Here is a 16,106-nt window from a genome sequence, read left to right as displayed (position 1 = left end):
TTTCAGCACGCTGTTCAACTAGTACTGCACAACGATCGTCACGCGGCGATTGAGCGCTCGGCTCGCGGGGTCGGTGCCGGCAACAAGGGGAAAGTTGTCGGCCCGGCCGATGGCCGCGAGTCGATGCGGCTCGACGCCGCGCTCCACCAGATAGCGCACGACCGCGCCCGCGCGCGCCGAGGACAGCTCCCAGTTCGACGCATAGCGCGCGTTGGCGATCGGCGTGCTGTCCGTGTGCCCTTCCACGAGGATATTGCCGTCGGGCACCTGCGCCAGCACGCTCGCGATGCGGCTCAACACGTCGAAGGAATCGGGCAGCAACGCGGCATCGCCCGCATTGAACAGGATCTTCGCGTTGATGCCGATCTCCATGCCGTGCGGCACGGGCGCGATGGTGATCTCGCCGCGCGCGCGCAGCGGGTCGAGCGAAGCCAGCAACGCGCGTTCGGTGTTCGGCGGCTGAGACGCACTGGCGGCAGCGCTTGCGGCGACGCTACCCGCCTGCACCGCCAGCGACTGCCTGCGCAGCGCCTGCTCGTGGCTCTTCGCAAGCTGCATGGCGTAGAGCGCGAGGAACAGCACCATCATCGTCGTGACGAGGTCCGCGTAGGACAGCAGCCAGCGGCCCGATTGCTCGCCGCCTTCCTCGTCGTGGTCGAGGATGCTCAGCGGCAGATCGTGCGCCGGGTGCTTGCCGGATGACGTTTGCATGCGTGGTGTCCGCGCTTAATTGACGGTTGCGCCGGCCTGCGCATTCTGGCGCGCCCAGGCGTTGGCTTCGCCGCGCGCGCCCACTTCGCCCGCAAGACGCGTGGCGATCATATGGGGCGTTTCCTTGCGCGAAATCGCGAGCAGGCCATCCAGATAGAGCTTGCGCAGCCGCAGTTCGCTTTCGATATGCGCGCGCATCTTACCGTAGAGCGGCAGGAACACGAGGTTGGCAAGCGCGAGACCGTAAAGCGTGGCGACGAAGGCCACCGCGATGCCCGTGCCGAGTTGCGACGGCTCGACCAGATGCGCGGTCACCTGGATCAAGCCGAGCACGGAACCCAGAATGCCGAAGGTCGGCGCGTAGCCGCCCGCCTGCTGCCAGACGCGCGCCGCCGCCATATGCGTGCGGCCCCAGGTTTCCAGCTCGCGGTTGAGCGCGTCTTCGAGCACGGCGGTCGAAACGCCGCTCGCCAGCAGTTCGAGGCCGCGCCGCGCGAACGGATGAATGCCTTGCCAGTCCATCGACTCGAAAGCGAGCAGGCCGTTGAGCTTGGCCTGATCGCCCCATTCGAGCACGGCCGCGAGGCTCGCTTCATCGACCTGCTGCGCGCGCACGAACACCGTGCGCAAACGGCGGATCGCATCGAAAAAGCGCGCCCAGGTATTCTGGATCATCACCGCGCCAAGCGTGCCGCCCAGCACGACCACGAGCGCTTCGGGCTGCAGCAGCGAGCCGAAGTGGCCGCCTTCGAGCATGAAGCCCACGACGACGGCCGCGCCGCCCAGCAGGACTCCGAACAATGTCAACAGATCCATGCGTATTTCCGGTGAAAATCGTGTAAAGCGCGTGTGAAAACGCGGCGCAGGCGGGTTCCGCGCGCCCGCATCGTGCGGGCACGCTATCCTGCAAGCCGCTTGCTCAAATGTATCGAGGAAGAATCGTGGGCGTTACGCGGCGTGCGCCCTAAGCTCGCGTACCGCGCTAATCAGGCGCGTTTCGATGCCTTCCAGCTCCATCGGGTCAGACTTGATCTCGCGGCGCATGAGCCACGAAATCTCGTTCTTGCGCGCCTCGGACAACACGGATTGCAGACGGTCCGACACAGCAGGATCTTCGAGCGATGCCAGCAGCTTCGCGAGGTCGTAGGTATCGAGCGCATTGACCGCGTCGAACAGCGTGCGCTGATCGACAAACAGCAGATCGTCGAGCGTATTCACTTCGCCCGAACCGCGATTCGCGCGCTTGTTGAAGTACGCAACGCCCTTTTGCTCGACGAAGTTGAGCACCTTCGATTTCCTGAACGCGAAGAGTTCGTCGGCGATCTCGCCGTGCGAGAGCTTGTTGAGCAGCATCTTGCGCTCGACGCCGATCAGCGCTTCCAGATCGCTCAGTTCGATGAGTTCGAGTTCGCTGTTGATCGAGACGTCCAGATCGTGATCGGCCACCTGTCCCGCGCGATCGATGATCCGCACCGGGTCGAACGTGACGACCTGGCGGCCGAGCGCGCCATCGCCGCCTTCCGCGCCGCCCAGATGCGAAGATGCCTGGCCCGCTTCCATCGTGATGAGATTGAGCTTTTCCATGCGGCGCAGCATCGCCATGACGTGCGGGCGCGAATGGCCTGCCACGGCGCGGCACTTGTGCACGACGTCCGCGAGCGCAACGCTCACTTCGCCCGCGCCGGAACTTGCGCCCTGACGCAGCCAGCCGCCCTTGGGCTCGGCACGCTCGGCGCCGGCCAGCAGCGACAGTACGTGTGCATAGGACAGCACGCCGGGCATGAAGTCGGCGTGGGTGTAGGTGGCAAGCTGATCGTCCTTGGCTTTCGCGCGGCGGATCATCGTGCGCACGACATGACGCAGCAGCGGCGAAACGCGCTCGAGTTCGTCTTCGATGATGTTCGCCGGGATGACGGTGAGCTGGCAGAACGACAGCGCCTTGGCGGTGCTCGGACGCGGTTCGGCGCCTAACAGCGCGCTTTCGCCGAAGAATTCGCCGCGGCCCAGCGTGGCCGTCACGACGCGCTTTTCCTCGCAACGAGTGGAAATTTCGACTTTGCCGTCGGCGATGACGAAGAGCTGGCGCTCACCCGCGAAGCCTTCCGAATAGATGACTTCGCCCGGCGCGGCTGTGCGCGACCATGTCTGACTGCGATTCAAGGTGATTCCCCGTGTGCGGATATCGTGTCGACCGTCTGCGGCACCCCGCTCAAGGACGATCGATCTGGTTCTCGTATGACTGCCGTTTACGGCCTTGGACGGGAGGTTCTTGAATCAATTTGCATGGGGGTTGCGCGCGCGCAAGCACGCCTCGCTCACGGCGCGACCTGCGATGCAATCCATAGGCACGTTTTAGCACTTCGATCGATGCAGATGCCGCATTGGCAAACGATTGCGCCGACTGTGCACGCACACTGGAGAATATCGCCGGGATTACGTGCCCGGCGTCGCGTTTTGCCCTTCAGGCCGCCAGCTTCCCCACCGATCCATTCGCCGGCGGCACCGCCAAGCCTGCGCGCGCGAAGCGAATCGCGTCCATCAGCGCCTCGTGCTCGCCCACATGGTTGGCCAGCAGCAGAATCAACTGCGCGTTGACCGACTGGCTCTGTGCCTCGTCGAGGTCGCGATGCATATCGATCAGCGCTTCGTAGAAGTCGTCGGGGCGCGCGAGATTGGGTTGGGTATTCAGCATCGTTGTCTCCTGTCCCATCTGTATTTCGTCGTTCGTTTCGTAATGTTCTGCACAATCGATTCGAAGGGCGGCCGCTGTTTTAATCTTCGATGCGGCCGCCTTCCGCTTCATGACTTCATGCCGTGCCTTCCACGCACAGCGCCCGCTTCAACGCGCGCTCCACACGCGGCGCGCTGACGCGATGCCAGCGCGCGCTCACGTGCTGATCCGGACGAATCAGATAGAACGCGCCGTCCTGGGCACCATAGCGCTGCGCGGCAAGTCCTTGCGCATCGCGCAACACCGTCGTCCCGGCAGGCAGCGCAGCGGGCGCGGCGCCCTCGCCTTCGATCACCGCCACGAAATCGAGCGGCACGGCGCCGCCCGCCAGCGCATCGAGCGCGGCGCGCGTTTCGGTGTCGAGCGCCGATCCCGTGCGGCAAAACAGCAGTCCCGTGAAGCGCGAGCCAAGCTGTTTGAGCAGCCATTGCGCGTTGCCTTGCGCATCGGTCAGCGGCGCGTCGGCGCACGAGGCACCCGGCACCATCTGACCTGTGAAGCGGTCTTCATCGGCCGTGTTGAGCGTCGATTCGTGCAGCACCGCGGGCACCGAAAGCCGCCCGCTGTTCACGAGCTGGCGCGCAAACGCGTGCTCGCGCGCCAGCGTGAGCACGGCGTCGCGGAACACGCGGCTGACCGCGCTCTTGGGCGTGATGAAATCCGTCGAGCGCGTGGAGTTGCGGATGTTTTCGTCGGCGGCGAATTCGCGCTCGCTTGCGTAGGTGTCGAGCAGCGCGTCGGGCGCGCGGCGCTCCAGCACCATGGCGAGTTTCCACGCGAGGTTTTCGCTGTCCTGGAAGCCGCTATTCGCGCCGCGCGCGCCGAACGGCGAAACCAGGTGTGCCGAATCGCCCGCGAACAGCACGTTGCCGTGGCGGAAGCTGTCCATGCGCAGGCACGAGAACGTGTAGATGCTCACCCATTCGAGTTCGAATTTCACATCGGGGCCGAGCAGCGCGCGCACGCGCGGAATCACGCGTTCGGGCGTCTTTTCGAGCACCGGATCGGCATCCCAGCCCAACTGAAAGTCGATACGCCAGACGTTGTCGGGCTGGCGATGCAGCAGCACCGACTGGTTCGGGTGGAACGGCGGATCGAACCAGAACCAGCGTTCGGTCGGGAAATCGGCTTCCATCTTCACGTCGGCGATCAGGAAGCGGTCCTTGAACGTGCGGCCGTGACTGTCGAGACCCATGAGCTTGCGCACGGGACTGCGCGAGCCGTCCGACGCCACCACGTAGCGCGCGAGCAGTTCATACGGGCCGTCGGGCGTGTCGATTTCGAGCGCCACGTGCGCGTCGTCCGTGCGCGGCTCGCCGCGCTGCGCGAGGCCGATGACCTTGCTTTTCCAGCGGATTTCGAGGTTCGGCAGCGCCTGCGCGCGTTCGAGCAGAAAACCTTCAACATAGTACTGCTGAAGATTGACGAAAGCCGGACGATGATGGCCGCTTTCGGGCAGCAGATTGAAGGTGTAAACCAGTTCGTCCTTGCGGAACACCTTGCCCACGTTCCAGCTCACGCCCTTCTCGACCATGCGCTCGCCGCAGCCGAGGCGATCGAAGATATCGAGCGAGCGCTTCGAAAAGCAGATCGCGCGCGAACCGGTGGAAAGCGTGCAATCGTCGTCCACCAGCACGACATTGACGCCTTGCTGCGCGAGGTCGATCGCCGTGGCGAGGCCCACCGGGCCCGCGCCGACGACTACGACAGGACGCACGCTCTTTTCAGCCTCCACGCCTTGTTCGTGGCAGCGCGCGTAGTCGAAAGTTAGTGATTGGTAGTCGATCATTTCTGTGTCTCTCTCCATCTCCACCGCAGCCGCTCAATCCTGCAACGCGTCCCACATTTCCTTGTCGCGCTGCGCGGTCCAGATGCGCGGATGCGTGATGCCGCTCGCCTCGTCATAAGCGCGCGACACATCGAACGGCAGGCAATGCTCGTAGATGAAGACGTGACCGAACTTCGGGTCCATCGCTTCACGCGTGAGCGCCATCGACTGCTTCAGATCGAGCTTCTGTTCGACCGCCTTGCGGCCCTGCGCAAGCAGCGTCGATACGAAATCCTTCGTGTAATCCAGACCCTTGTTCACTTCTTCGGGGTTGAGCAGCGCGGGGCCGCGGCCCGGCACGAGCTTTTGCGCGCCCAGCGAGCGCAGCGCTTCGAGCGTCGCGGGCCACTCGGCCAGTTGGGCGTCGCCGCAATAGCAGGCCGCGTCGTATTCCACGAGGTCGCCCGAGTACAGCACCTTTTGCTGCGGCAGCCACACCACCGTGTCGCCCTTCGTGTGGCCCGAGCCCAGATGCGCGATCTTCACTTCGAGCTTGCCGAGGTACAGCGTGATTTCCTTCTCGAACACGAGCGTGGGCCACGTCAGGCCCGGCACGGTTTCGACGCCCGCGAACAGACGCGGGAAGCGCTCGATTTCCGACTTCATGTCCTGCTCGCCGCGCTCGACGATCATTTCCCAGGTGCCGCGGCTCGCGATGATCTGCTGCGCGCCTTCCTCGAAGTACGCCGACGCGCCCAGCACGCGCACCGCATGATAGTGCGAGAGCACGACGTATTTGATGGGCTTGTCGGTCACGCTGCGGATCTTCGCGATGAGGTCCTGCGCCATGGCCGGCGTGGCCGTGGTGTCCACGATCAGCACGCCGTCGTCGCCGATGATGACGCCCGAGTTGGGGTCGCCTTCCGTCGTGTAGGCGTAGCAGTTTTCCGAGAGCTGGGTGAACGTGACCTGCTTTTCTTCGAGGTCGGCCTGCGATGCGAACGCCTTTGCCATCTGAGTCTCCGTATCTGTGGGGAACGGGCGACGAGGCGAGGCTGGATGCACGCGCAGCATGAGCGCACGCAGATGGACCGGCGCCAGCCGGTTTTGTCTCGCCCCGTCTGGTTTGGTTGAGCCGCTGTTCTGCCGGGGTGAAGCCATGATCGCCCGGCGGTTTTTATTTGTCAATAGCGAATACTATCGCTATATGCAAATCATCGAGCCGGCGGCTTTCGACCGCCATTCGGTTAACATGGACCCTTTTTCAGCCTGGTACAACGAGTGAAGACCCCTCGCAACGCGCCGCCGTCCGCAGTTTCCGACGCTGACGGCGCAGCCGCCGGCCGTGCCCAGCGCGGCATCCAGAGCGTCGAAGTCGGCGCGCGCCTGTTGCGCGCGCTCGCCGACGCGCGCGTGCCGCTCGCGCCCACCGATCTCGCGGCAGCGGGCGACATCGCGTCGAGCCAGGCACATGCCTATCTGGTGAGCCTCACGCGCCTCGGCCTGATCAAGCGTGATGCGCTGTCCGGGCGCTATGAAGCGGGTCCGCTCGCGCTGCGCCTGGGTCTCCTGCATCTGGCGCAGCAGCCCGCGCTGCGCGAGGCCGTGCCGCACGCGGCGGCGCTCGCGCAGGCGCACAACTGCAGCGTCGCGCTGTGCATCGCCGGGCCGCAAGGGCCGACCATCGTGCGCTACGAGCACGCCAGCCTGCCGCTGCATGTGAACCTGCACGTCGGCACGGTGATGTCGCTGCCGGCCACGTCCACGGGCCGCGTGTTCTGCGCCTGTCTCGACGACGCCGCGCTGCGCGCGATGTGGGCCAACCAGAGCGCGCAGCCGGTCTGGCGCGGCACGGCGGCGGCTGAAGACCTCCCCGCGCCGGATGCCGCCTTCGCCGCCACGCTCGATACGATCCGCGCGCGCGGCTTCGAAATCGGTATCGACGCGCCCAGCCCCGGCGTGAGCAGCGTCTGCGTCCCGGTGCTCGATGCGCAGCGCGCGCTGCGCGTGACGCTCACCGCCATCGGCGCGAGCGGTGCGCTCGACGTGCGACCCGAAGGCAAACTCGTGCGCGCGCTGCGCGACGCCGCGCAACGGATCGCGCAAGCCGCGCTTTCATCGACCTGATCGACCCGACCATGCCCAAAGCCCGCACCTCGACCACGCCGGAAACCGAAGCGCCCGACGCCGCCGATAAACCCCAGCGCGGCATCCAGGCGCTCGACGTCACGGGCGAGCTGCTCGCCGCGCTGGTCGCGGCAGGCACGCCGCTGTCGCTGCGCGACCTCGCGGCGGCGGCCGGCATGCCCAGCGCGAAGGCCTTTCCCCATCTGGTCAGCCTGCTCAAGACCGGCCTGCTCGCACGCGACGACGCGGGCCGCTACGAAGCCGGGCCGCTGAGCCTCGAACTCGGCCTGCTGGGTCTTGCGCGCCTGTCGCCCGTGCGCGAAGCCGACGCCGAACTCGTCGATCTCGCCACTGGCACCGGCATGAGCGTCGCGCTCGCGGTGCCGGGGCCGCTCGGCCCGACGGTCGTGCGACTCGAAGAGTCGCCGCGTCCGCTGCATGTGAGCCTGCGGCCCGGCACGGTGATGTCGCTCGTGAATACGGCCATTGGCCGCGTGTTCGCGGCGTGGCTCGACGACGATGTGCGCACGGCGCTGCTCGCCCAGGACGGTCTGCGGCTCGCGGGCGTGGCGGCATTGCCCGACGACGACCGACACTACGCCGAACGCCTCGCCGCGATCCGCGCGCAAGGCCTCGACACCGCGCTCGACAAGCCGATTCCCGGCATCAGCACCGTGGCCGCGCCCGTGTTCGACCACACCGGCAGCGTGTGCCTCGTGCTCGCGCTGATGGGGCCGTCGGGCAATCTCGACACCGCGCGCGAAGGCGCCAGCGCGCAACGCCTGATCGCCGCGGCCGAACGCCTGTCGCGCCGCTTCGGCTACGTGGCGGGCGCCGCGCTCCCCGCTTTATAAGCCGCCGCTATAATCGCCTTCCAGCGCGGCATCGACTCACTCCAACCGGCGCCCGAGCGCGCCGCCGCGACATCCAAAAGGACCCGCTCATGAGCACGGCCTCCACCGGTTCCCGCGCGGCGCAGCGCCAGGTCGCGGATCTGCCCTGTCCGCGCGGTCTGCCGCTCGTCGGCAATCTGCTGCAGCTTTCGCCCACGCGCCTGCATCTGATCCTCGAACGCTGGGCCGAAGAACTCGGCACGCCGTACCGCTTTCAGGTGGGCAGCATTCCCATCACGATCTGGACCGACACCGAGCTGATCCAGCAGATCATGCGCGAGCGCCCGCACCGCTATCGCCGCTATCAGCCGATCGAAGCCGTGCTCGAAGAAATGGGCGCCAATGGCCTCTTTTCGGCGGAAGGCGCGGCCTGGGAAACGCATCGGCGTCTGGTGATGCAGGCGCTGTCGATTCCCAACATCAAGGCGTTCTATCCCACGCTCGCGGACATCACGCAGCGCCTGCGCACGCGCTGGCTGCGCGCGGCCGAGCGCGGCGAGACCGTGGAGATGACCGACGACCTGAAGCGCTACACGGTGGACGTGACGAGCGCGCTCGCATTCGGCGAAGACCCGCGCACACTGGAGCGCGACCACGGCGTAATCCAGGAGCATCTCGAGCGCATCCTGCCGAGCGTGATGGGCCGCATCAACGCGCTGTTTCCGTACTGGCGCTACTTCAAGCTGCCGGCGGACCGCAAGCTCGATCAATCGCTGGAAGAAGTGCACCGCTATATCGATTCGATGATGGCGCGCGCCCGCGAGCGCATGCGCGACGAGCCCTCCGACACACCGCGCAATCTGATGGAAGCGATGCTCGTGCAGCAGCAGCAACCGCAGCAACATACGGGCGAGCCGATCACCGATGCGCAGATCCGCGCCAACGTCCTGACGATCCTGCTTGCGGGCGAGGACACCACTGCCGATTCGATCGCCTGGACACTGCCCTATCTGGCCGCCGATGGCGCGTTGCAGGCGCATCTGGGCGAGGAGGCGCACCGCGTGCTGGGCGACGCGCCCGTCTGCCCGGATTACGCGACGCTCAAGGAACTCGATATCTTCGAGGCCATCTGTATCGAGGCGACGCGCCTGCGCCCCGTCGCCGCCGTGCATTCGTTCGAGCCGCTCGAAGACGTGGTGGTGGACGGTGTGGCGCTGCCCAAGGGCACGCGCATGTTCTTCGTCGCGCGGCCCGCGATGATCGACGAGAAAAATTTCGCCGATCCGCAACGCTACGACCCATGGCGCTGGATGCGCAAGGGCGAACACGACGCGCACACGGGCGCGCACGACGTGCGGGCGTACCTACAGTTCGGCGCAGGACCGCGCGTGTGTCCGGGACGCCATCTGGCGACGGTGGAAATGCGTCTCGCGCTGTCGATGCTGATGAACGAATTCTCGATCGAAATGGCCATCGACCCGGCGAAGATCAACGAGGTGTCCGCGTTCACCATGGTGCCCGACACCATGCCGGTGAAACTGACGAAGCGCGTTCGCGCCGCAGCTTGACGCGTGCTTTCGTGGCGCGGCCGCGTGCCGCTCACTCCTTCACTTCGCCCACACTATCCGAGCCGCTGCGCGCCTGGGCGTCGCGCATTTTTTCGAGCGTGCGCGGCGTGAGCCCCATCGCCACGGCAATCGCCAGCGCGTCGATCACGGCCAGATGCGCGATGCGCGCGACGCCCGGCGCATGCGGTTCCTGCGCGGCGGGCACGCGCAACAGCAGCGGAATATCGACGACCCACGCGAGACGCGAGCCCGCGTTGGTCAGGGCAATAGTGGTCGCGCCGCGCTCCTTGGCGATCTGGATGCTCTCGTTGACCTCGACGCTGCGGCCCGACTGCGAAATCGCGAAGGCCACGTCGCCGGGTTCTAGCAGGCCCGCGTAAAGACGTTGCAGATGCGCGTCCGTGAACGCGCTCGCGGCGATGTCGAGGCGCAACAGACGCAGCGCCGCATCCTGCGCAACCAGCCCCGACCCCGCGCCCACACCGAAGAAATACACCCGCCGCGCGCTGCCGAGCGCCGCCGCCGCCGCCTCGAACACCGCCGGATCGAGCGAAGCGCGCGCGTGCTTCACGCCCTGCGCCACCGCTTCCGCCACGTTGTCGAGCAGCGTGCCGACCTGCGTGACGTCGCCGCTCGTCAGTTCCTGCGCCGCCGCGAACGGCATGCCGCCCGCTGCGCTCTGCGCGAGGCGCATCTTGAAGTCGCGCAGGCCGTGCGCGCCCACCGCGCGGCAAAAGCGCGTGACCGATGGCTCGGACACATCGGCGCGCAGCGCGAGTTCGGTGATGCTCGCGCTCATCGCGAAGTCGATGTCGGCGAGCACCATCTCCGCGACCTTGCGTTCGGCGGGCCGCAGCGACTCCGCGACATTGCGGATGTGATGGATCAGATTGGAGACCGGCAAGCTGTGTTCCGTGGAGTGAGCCGTGGAAGGTGCGAGCGCCGCGATGTGCCTTTCGTGCCGTGAGCGCGCGGGCGCGGGCCCGCCGCTCATCCCGTCAATCGAGCCGCTTGCCGCTTTCGGTATCGAACAGATGCAGATGCGCGAGAGGCAAACCCAGCGTCATGCGCTGACCCGGTTCGACGCCGGGCCGCGCGCGCGTCGTGACGCACCATGAATTGCCGCCTATTTTCCCGTACAAGTGGGTTTCGGCGCCAGTCGGCTCGATCACCTCGACGGTGAACGGCACATCCGCCGCGCCGCCCGCTTCGATATGCTCGGGCCGAATGCCGAGTGTCACGCGCGCGCCCTGCGTGGCGCGCCCTTCGGGAAGCGCGATGCGCACGCCGTCGTCGAGCACCAGCGCCGTGCCGCGCGCATCGCTCATCACGCTGCCCGCGACGAAGTTCATCGACGGCGAACCCAGGAAGCTCGCCACGAACAGATTGCCGGGCTTGTCGTAGAGATCGAGCGGCCGGCCGATCTGCTCGATACGGCCTGAGTTCATCACGACGATGCGGTCGGCCATCGTCATCGCCTCGATCTGATCGTGCGTGACGTACACGACCGTGTTGCGCAGACGCTGATGCAGCGCCTTGATTTCCGTGCGCATCTGCACGCGCAGCTTGGCGTCGAGATTCGACAGCGGTTCGTCGAACAGGAACAGCGACGGCTCGCGCACCACGGCGCGGCCCATCGCCACGCGCTGACGCTGGCCACCCGAGAGCGCACGCGGCAGACGGTCGAGATAGTTCGAGAGATTGAGCATCTTGGCCGCGGCCTCGATGCGCGGCTTGAAGCCGTCTTCGCGCTCCTTGCGGATGCGCGGGCCGAACGCGATGTTGTCGTACACCGAAAGATGCGGATACAGCGCGTAGCTCTGGAATACCATCGAGATGTTGCGCTGCTGCGGCGGCAGTGCATTGGCGCGCGTGCCGCCGATGGTCAGATCGCCGCCGCTGATGTCTTCCAGGCCCGCGATCATGCGCATGAGCGTGGTCTTGCCGCAGCCCGACGGGCCGACCAGCACGACGAATTCGCCGTCTTCGATGTCGAGATCGACGCCGTGCACGACCTGGGTTTCGCCGTAGCGCTTGTAGATGCCGTTCAGTTGTACCGCTGCCATGCTGTCCTCGGTTTGCGTGAGCGTTTCGTCTTCGTCGTTGTCGTCAGATTGCGTCGAGCGTGAGTTCGTTGGCCATCAGCCGGTTGCCCGCCATCAGCCCCGCATCCACCGGCAGCGCGACACCTGTAATCACGCGCGCCTGTGGCGAGGCGAGAAATTGCACGGCATCGGCGATATCGTCGGGCGTGGCCACGTCGCCGAGCGGATACCATTTCTTTAGTTCTTCGAATATTTGTGGATGCCGCGTTACGCGCGAATGCCACGCGGGCGTCTTGACGGTGCCGGGACAGACGATGTTCGCGCGGATGCCGTGCGGACCCAGCTCCATCGCCAGCGCCTTCGTGTAGCTCACGAGTCCCGCTTTCGCGGCGCTGTAGGCGGGATGGCCAAGCGCGCTCAAACCGTTCACGGAGCCGATCAGGACGAGCACGCCGCTGCGGCGCTCGATCATCGAGGCGCGCACGGCTTCCACGGTGTAGTAGGTGCCGTTGAGGTTCAGATCGACGTCGCGCCGCCAACTGGCTGCATCCGTGTGCGCGAGCGTGGTGCCGAGCGCCCCGCCCGCGTTCGCCACGGCCACGTCCACCGGGCCGCGCGCGGCGACCGCGCGCGCCACGGCATCCGCCAGCGCGGACGCATCGCTCACGTCGGCGGCCAGCGCTTCAAGGCGCTGCGTGCCGAATTCGTCGGCGAGTTGCTGCACGGCCGCAGCCTCGCGGTCGAGCGCGAGCACGGTGTCGCCCGCGTCGACAAATCGTTTGCACAACGCACGGCCAATCCCGCCGCACGCGCCCGTCACCAGCACCACCCGGCTCATTGTCGACTCTCCGCGAAAGGTTCATTCCGGGCGCGGCGCAGGTGCCTGCCGAGCCTGTAAATTTCCAACAACGTCATGTTTTCAATCGTCGAAACAACTGCCGATCGAGGGTTTACGTGCAGGCATCCCAAATATTGCACTGCATGATTTTCCCATGTTTTACAGCATGTTATGCAAATTCAGGAGCGGAAAACAATATCGCGATTCCCAGGTGACAACATTTTTTTCATCCTGTAGGATTTTTTCAAACAACGCAAGGCCAGCCAGATAACCACGTTAGGAGAGACAGAATGGCGTTTAAGGCACGTGCATCCACCACGCTCGGCAAGCTTGCCGTTGCACTGACGTTTGCAGGCATCACCGTCGCAGCGCATGCCGATACGGTCCGTGTGACCGTCGCTCACTACAGCGACGCCACGGCTCCGTACTTCGAGAAAATGGCCAAACAGTTCGAGGCCGCCAACCCCGGCACGACCATCAAGATCGAAGACGTGAACTGGGATTCGCTGCAACAGAAGCTGCAGACCGATATCTCGGGCGGCGCCAACGCCGACCTCGCGATCATCGGCACGCGCTGGCTGCTGGACTTCGTGAAGGACGATATCGCCGAACCGCTCGATCCCTATATGGACGCGAGTTTCAAGGGCCGTTTCATCGGCCCGTTCCTGGCGCCGGGTGAAATCAACGGCAAGATCTACGGCCTGCCGATCGCGGCGTCGGCGCGCGCGCTCTACTTCAACAAGGACATGCTCGCGTCAGTGGGCTATCCGAACGGTCCGAAGACCTGGAACGACGTGATCGACGCGTCGAAGAAGCTGAAGGCCAAGGGCATCGCCGGCTTCGGCCTGCAAGGCAAGGAAATCGAAACCGACGTGTACTTCTACTACGCGCTGTGGACGAATGGCGGCGACGTGGTGGGCAAGGACAACAAGGCCGCATTCAATTCGGCTGCGGGCGTGAAGGCCGCGACGCTCTACAAGACCCTGATCGACGAAGGTCTGACCGAGCCGGGCGTGACGGGCTACAGCCGCGAAGACGTGCAGAACCTCTTCAAGCAGGGACGCGTGGCGATGATGATTTCCGCGCCGTTCCTCGCCAAGCAACTGAAGAAGGAAGCGCCGAACATCAAGTACGGCATCGATCCGATTCCGGTCGCCACGGCCCCCGCGACTTACGCGGTCACGGATTCGATCATGATGTTCAAGAACTCCAAGGTGAAGAAGAGCGCCTGGAAGTTCCTCGACTTCCTGTTCACGAAGCAGCCGCGCGTTGAATTCACCAGCACGGAAGGCTTCCTGCCGACCACCAAGGCCGAAGCCACCGATCCGGCGTTCCAGGACCCGGATACCAAGGCCTTCGTTGCGCTGCTGCCGCACGCGAAGTTCGCGCCGACGGTGACGGGCTGGGAAGACACCGCCAAGGCCGTGTCCAACGCGATGCAGTCGATCTACCTCGGCAAGGCCAAGCCCGCCGACGCGCTGAACCAGGCCGCGACCGAAGCGAACAAGTCGCTCGGCAAGTAACGCAGCCGCCGCACCGCAGGGCGGCTTGAACCGGCGCGTCGCGTAGCAGGGTTTTATCGCTGCGCGACGCGCCGGTTCGACGACTGACCGCAAGTAACACCGGACGCATCACGACATGACTATGGGTCCCCTGAAGCAGACGCCTCCCGCCAATCCGGCGCCGGGCGCCGCGACCGACCTCAAAAGCGCACGCACAAGCATGAGCCGCCCCGACCGCGCCGCACGCAGCATCGCCCTACCCCGCGCCCCCTGGCTACTGATCGTGCCGAGCCTCGTGCTCGCGCTGTTCATCATCAGCTATCCGATCTTCAACATCGTCTGGCAGTCGGTGCACGATGTATCGCGCTTCGGCCAGATTCGCGACTTCAGCGGGCTGCAGAACTTCTACAACGTGTTCGGCGATCCCGTGTTTCTGAGCGCGCTGAAGAACACCATCATCTGGACTTTCTGCGTGGTGGTGGGCACCGTGGGGATTTCCGTGCCGGTCTCGCTCGTGCTGAATCAGGACTTCTATGGACGCGGCGTGGCACGCACCATCATCATGCTGCCGTGGTCGGTGTCGCTCACGATGACCGCCGTGGTATGGCGCTGGGCCTTCAACGACGACTACGGCATGGTCAACGTCACGCTGCAGAAGCTCGGCCTGATCGGCGGGCCGATTCATTGGCTTGCCACGCCTGAATACGCGTTCCCGGTCGAGATCGCCGTGGGCATTCTGGTGTCGATTCCATTTACCACCACGATCTTCCTGGGCGGCCTGTCGTCCGTGCCCGGCGACATCTACGAAGCCGCGCGCATCGACGGCGCCAGCGCCTGGCAGCAGTTCCGCAAGCTCACGCTGCCGCTGCTCAAGCCCTTCATCAACATGGCGATCCTGCTCAACGTGATCTACGTGTTCAACTCGTTTCCGATCATCTGGGTGATGACCCAAGGCGGCCCCGACGACAGCACGCACATCCTCGTCACTTACCTCTACGAACTCGGCTTCCGGCTCGGACGTCCCGGCGAAGCGGCTGCCGTCTCGCTCATCATGCTCGTGATCCTGTTCGCGTTCTCGGTGGCTTATCTGCGCGTGCAAGCTAAACGCGGCGGCGCCGAAGGAGACCTCGCATGAACCGCAAGCTCAAACGCTCGCTCTGGTGCTGGCTCGCACTCTCGCCGCTCGTCGTGGCCGTCCTGTTCCCGTTCGCGGTGATGTTCTTCACCTCGTTCAAGCCCGCCAACGAAGTGTTCGTCTATCCGGCGCGCTGGCTGCCCGTGCACTGGCGCTGGGAAAACTACGTCGATATGTGGCAGGCCGCGAACTTCGGCGTGGCGCTGCGCAACAGTATTGTCATATCGTTCCTGTCGACCTCGCTCGCGCTTGCGGTCAGCCTGCCCGCCGCCTACGCGCTCGCGCGCTTTCCGTTTCGCGGACGCGGCGTGTACCGCCAGTTCCTGCTCGTCACGCAGATGCTTTCGCCGATCCTGCTGGTGGTCGGCCTGTTCCGCCTGGCCGCGATGATCCCGTATGGCGACGGCAACCTGGTCGATTCGAAGATCGGCGTGATCGTCTCGTATGCGGCGTTCAATATCGCCTTCGCGGTGTGGATGCTGTCGTCGTATTTTCAGACGGTGCCGCGCGATCTTGAAGAGTCGGCGTGGCTCGAAGGGTGCAGCCGCACCGGCGCGGTGTTCCGCGTGTTCCTGCCGCTGGCGATTCCCGCCGTGGTGGTGACGGCCATCTTCACCTTCATCAGCGCGTGGAACGAATTCGCCGTGGTCTACACGCTGATCCGCTCGCCCGAGAACAAGACGCTCACCGTGCAAGTCACCGATATGGTGGCCGGCAAATACACCGTGGAGTGGGAACTGGTGATGGCCGCAACCCTCGCGGCCACGCTGCCGGTGTCGGTCGTGTTCGCGTGGTTGCAGCGCTATATGGTGAAGGGGCTCGCACTGGGCGCGGTGAAGTAAGGTTCC

At 65.3% G+C, this 16,106-nt stretch carries 16 protein-coding genes; 7 read left to right on the top strand and 9 right to left on the bottom strand.

Annotated elements, in window-relative coordinates:
• Window positions 1–18: 18 nt before the first annotated feature.
• The 6 genes from B0G62_RS04555 to B0G62_RS04530 all read right to left on the bottom strand — a co-directional run bounded on the left by B0G62_RS04555 (window position 19) and on the right by B0G62_RS04530 (window position 6,224).
• A complete protein-coding gene (locus B0G62_RS04555) occupies window positions 19–711 on the bottom strand; it encodes an OmpA/MotB family protein (RefSeq protein ID WP_103703001.1) in 693 nt (230 codons plus the stop codon).
• A gap of 15 nt (window positions 712–726) precedes the next feature.
• The gene (locus B0G62_RS04550) at window positions 727–1,527 is read right to left on the bottom strand and encodes a flagellar motor protein (protein ID WP_103703000.1); all 801 of its coding nucleotides are present in this window, start codon (window positions 1,525–1,527) and stop codon (window positions 727–729) included.
• 132 nt (window positions 1,528–1,659) lie between these two features.
• Window positions 1,660–2,871, bottom strand: a complete 1,212-nt coding sequence (locus B0G62_RS04545) for a Crp/Fnr family transcriptional regulator (RefSeq protein WP_103702999.1) — start codon at window positions 2,869–2,871, stop codon at window positions 1,660–1,662.
• A 301-nt stretch (window positions 2,872–3,172) separates the two neighbouring features.
• Window positions 3,173–3,403, bottom strand: coding sequence for a DUF2783 domain-containing protein (locus tag B0G62_RS04540; protein ID WP_103702998.1), 231 nt, complete (start codon window positions 3,401–3,403; stop codon window positions 3,173–3,175).
• A gap of 115 nt (window positions 3,404–3,518) precedes the next feature.
• Entirely contained in the window at window positions 3,519–5,231 is a 1,713-nt protein-coding gene (locus tag B0G62_RS04535; RefSeq protein WP_103702997.1) for an FAD-dependent oxidoreductase, read from the bottom strand.
• A 33-nt stretch (window positions 5,232–5,264) separates the two neighbouring features.
• Window positions 5,265–6,224, bottom strand: coding sequence for an MBL fold metallo-hydrolase (locus tag B0G62_RS04530; RefSeq protein ID WP_103702996.1), 960 nt, complete (start codon window positions 6,222–6,224; stop codon window positions 5,265–5,267).
• A 58-nt stretch (window positions 6,225–6,282) separates the two neighbouring features.
• On the opposite strand from B0G62_RS04530, the gene B0G62_RS04525 reads away from it, so the two are divergent.
• The 4 genes from B0G62_RS04525 (at window position 6,283) to B0G62_RS04510 (ending at window position 9,738) form a co-directional block, all read left to right on the top strand.
• Window positions 6,283–6,495, top strand: a complete 213-nt coding sequence (locus tag B0G62_RS04525; protein ID WP_103702995.1) for a hypothetical protein — start codon at window positions 6,283–6,285, stop codon at window positions 6,493–6,495.
• Complete coding sequence (locus B0G62_RS04520; RefSeq protein ID WP_181315616.1) at window positions 6,492–7,337, top strand: IclR family transcriptional regulator; 846 nt, start codon at window positions 6,492–6,494, stop codon at window positions 7,335–7,337. The genes B0G62_RS04525 and B0G62_RS04520 overlap by 4 nt, the downstream gene beginning before the upstream one ends.
• 11 nt (window positions 7,338–7,348) lie before the next feature.
• A complete protein-coding gene (locus B0G62_RS04515; RefSeq protein WP_103702993.1) occupies window positions 7,349–8,191 on the top strand; it encodes an IclR family transcriptional regulator in 843 nt (280 codons plus the stop codon).
• Window positions 8,192–8,280: 89 nt separating this feature from the next.
• On the top strand, window positions 8,281–9,738 hold the full coding sequence (locus B0G62_RS04510) for a cytochrome P450 (RefSeq protein WP_103702992.1): 1,458 nt from the start codon (window positions 8,281–8,283) through the stop codon (window positions 9,736–9,738).
• 31 nt (window positions 9,739–9,769) lie between these two features.
• Here B0G62_RS04510 and B0G62_RS04505 read toward each other — a convergent pair whose 3' ends face one another.
• The 3 genes from B0G62_RS04505 to B0G62_RS04495 form a co-directional block, all read right to left on the bottom strand.
• Entirely contained in the window at window positions 9,770–10,642 is an 873-nt protein-coding gene (locus B0G62_RS04505) for a MurR/RpiR family transcriptional regulator (RefSeq protein ID WP_103703619.1), read from the bottom strand.
• Between the two features lie 94 nt (window positions 10,643–10,736).
• The gene (locus tag B0G62_RS04500; RefSeq protein WP_103702991.1) at window positions 10,737–11,804 is read right to left on the bottom strand and encodes an ABC transporter ATP-binding protein; all 1,068 of its coding nucleotides are present in this window, start codon (window positions 11,802–11,804) and stop codon (window positions 10,737–10,739) included.
• A gap of 43 nt (window positions 11,805–11,847) precedes the next feature.
• Window positions 11,848–12,621 carry an SDR family oxidoreductase gene (locus B0G62_RS04495; RefSeq protein WP_103702990.1) on the bottom strand — a complete coding sequence of 258 codons (774 nt, stop codon included), beginning with the start codon at window positions 12,619–12,621 and terminating at the stop codon, window positions 11,848–11,850.
• Between the two features lie 290 nt (window positions 12,622–12,911).
• Here B0G62_RS04495 and B0G62_RS04490 point away from each other — a divergent pair, with 290 nt between their 5' ends.
• The 3 genes from B0G62_RS04490 (at window position 12,912) to B0G62_RS04480 (ending at window position 16,100) form a co-directional block, all read left to right on the top strand.
• Window positions 12,912–14,144 carry an ABC transporter substrate-binding protein gene (locus B0G62_RS04490; protein WP_103702989.1) on the top strand — a complete coding sequence of 411 codons (1,233 nt, stop codon included), beginning with the start codon at window positions 12,912–12,914 and terminating at the stop codon, window positions 14,142–14,144.
• A 199-nt stretch (window positions 14,145–14,343) separates the two neighbouring features.
• A complete protein-coding gene (locus B0G62_RS04485; RefSeq protein ID WP_103703618.1) occupies window positions 14,344–15,258 on the top strand; it encodes a carbohydrate ABC transporter permease in 915 nt (304 codons plus the stop codon).
• Window positions 15,255–16,100 (top strand): carbohydrate ABC transporter permease, encoded by an 846-nt coding sequence (locus tag B0G62_RS04480; protein WP_103702988.1) that lies wholly within the window; start codon window positions 15,255–15,257, stop codon window positions 16,098–16,100. The genes B0G62_RS04485 and B0G62_RS04480 overlap by 4 nt, the downstream gene beginning before the upstream one ends.
• Window positions 16,101–16,106 lie beyond the last annotated feature (6 nt).

The sequence above is a fragment of the Paraburkholderia eburnea genome, assembly GCF_002917095.1.
Taxonomy (GTDB): Bacteria; Pseudomonadota; Gammaproteobacteria; order Burkholderiales; family Burkholderiaceae; genus Paraburkholderia; species Paraburkholderia eburnea.
This window is presented reverse-complemented; position numbering and strand designations above follow the sequence as displayed.

What these genes read in the sequence shown, in the direction of transcription:
- B0G62_RS04550 (WP_103703000.1), bottom strand. Translation starts at nt 1,527, where the DNA reads ATGGATCTGTTGACATTGTTCGGAGTCCTGCTGGGCGGCGCGGCCGTC.
- B0G62_RS04500 (WP_103702991.1), bottom strand. Translation starts at nt 11,804, where the DNA reads ATGGCAGCGGTACAACTGAACGGCATCTACAAGCGCTACGGCGAAACC.
- B0G62_RS04480 (WP_103702988.1), top strand. Translation starts at nt 15,255, where the DNA reads ATGAACCGCAAGCTCAAACGCTCGCTCTGGTGCTGGCTCGCACTCTCG.
- B0G62_RS04515 (WP_103702993.1), top strand. Translation starts at nt 7,349, where the DNA reads ATGCCCAAAGCCCGCACCTCGACCACGCCGGAAACCGAAGCGCCCGAC.
- B0G62_RS04490 (WP_103702989.1), top strand. Translation starts at nt 12,912, where the DNA reads ATGGCGTTTAAGGCACGTGCATCCACCACGCTCGGCAAGCTTGCCGTT.
- B0G62_RS04535 (WP_103702997.1), bottom strand. Translation starts at nt 5,231, where the DNA reads ATGATCGACTACCAATCACTAACTTTCGACTACGCGCGCTGCCACGAA.
- B0G62_RS04555 (WP_103703001.1), bottom strand. Translation starts at nt 711, where the DNA reads ATGCAAACGTCATCCGGCAAGCACCCGGCGCACGATCTGCCGCTGAGC.
- B0G62_RS04510 (WP_103702992.1), top strand. Translation starts at nt 8,281, where the DNA reads ATGAGCACGGCCTCCACCGGTTCCCGCGCGGCGCAGCGCCAGGTCGCG.
- B0G62_RS04485 (WP_103703618.1), top strand. Translation starts at nt 14,344, where the DNA reads ATGAGCCGCCCCGACCGCGCCGCACGCAGCATCGCCCTACCCCGCGCC.
- B0G62_RS04530 (WP_103702996.1), bottom strand. Translation starts at nt 6,224, where the DNA reads ATGGCAAAGGCGTTCGCATCGCAGGCCGACCTCGAAGAAAAGCAGGTC.
- B0G62_RS04495 (WP_103702990.1), bottom strand. Translation starts at nt 12,621, where the DNA reads ATGAGCCGGGTGGTGCTGGTGACGGGCGCGTGCGGCGGGATTGGCCGT.
- B0G62_RS04540 (WP_103702998.1), bottom strand. Translation starts at nt 3,403, where the DNA reads ATGCTGAATACCCAACCCAATCTCGCGCGCCCCGACGACTTCTACGAA.
- B0G62_RS04525 (WP_103702995.1), top strand. Translation starts at nt 6,283, where the DNA reads ATGAGCGCACGCAGATGGACCGGCGCCAGCCGGTTTTGTCTCGCCCCG.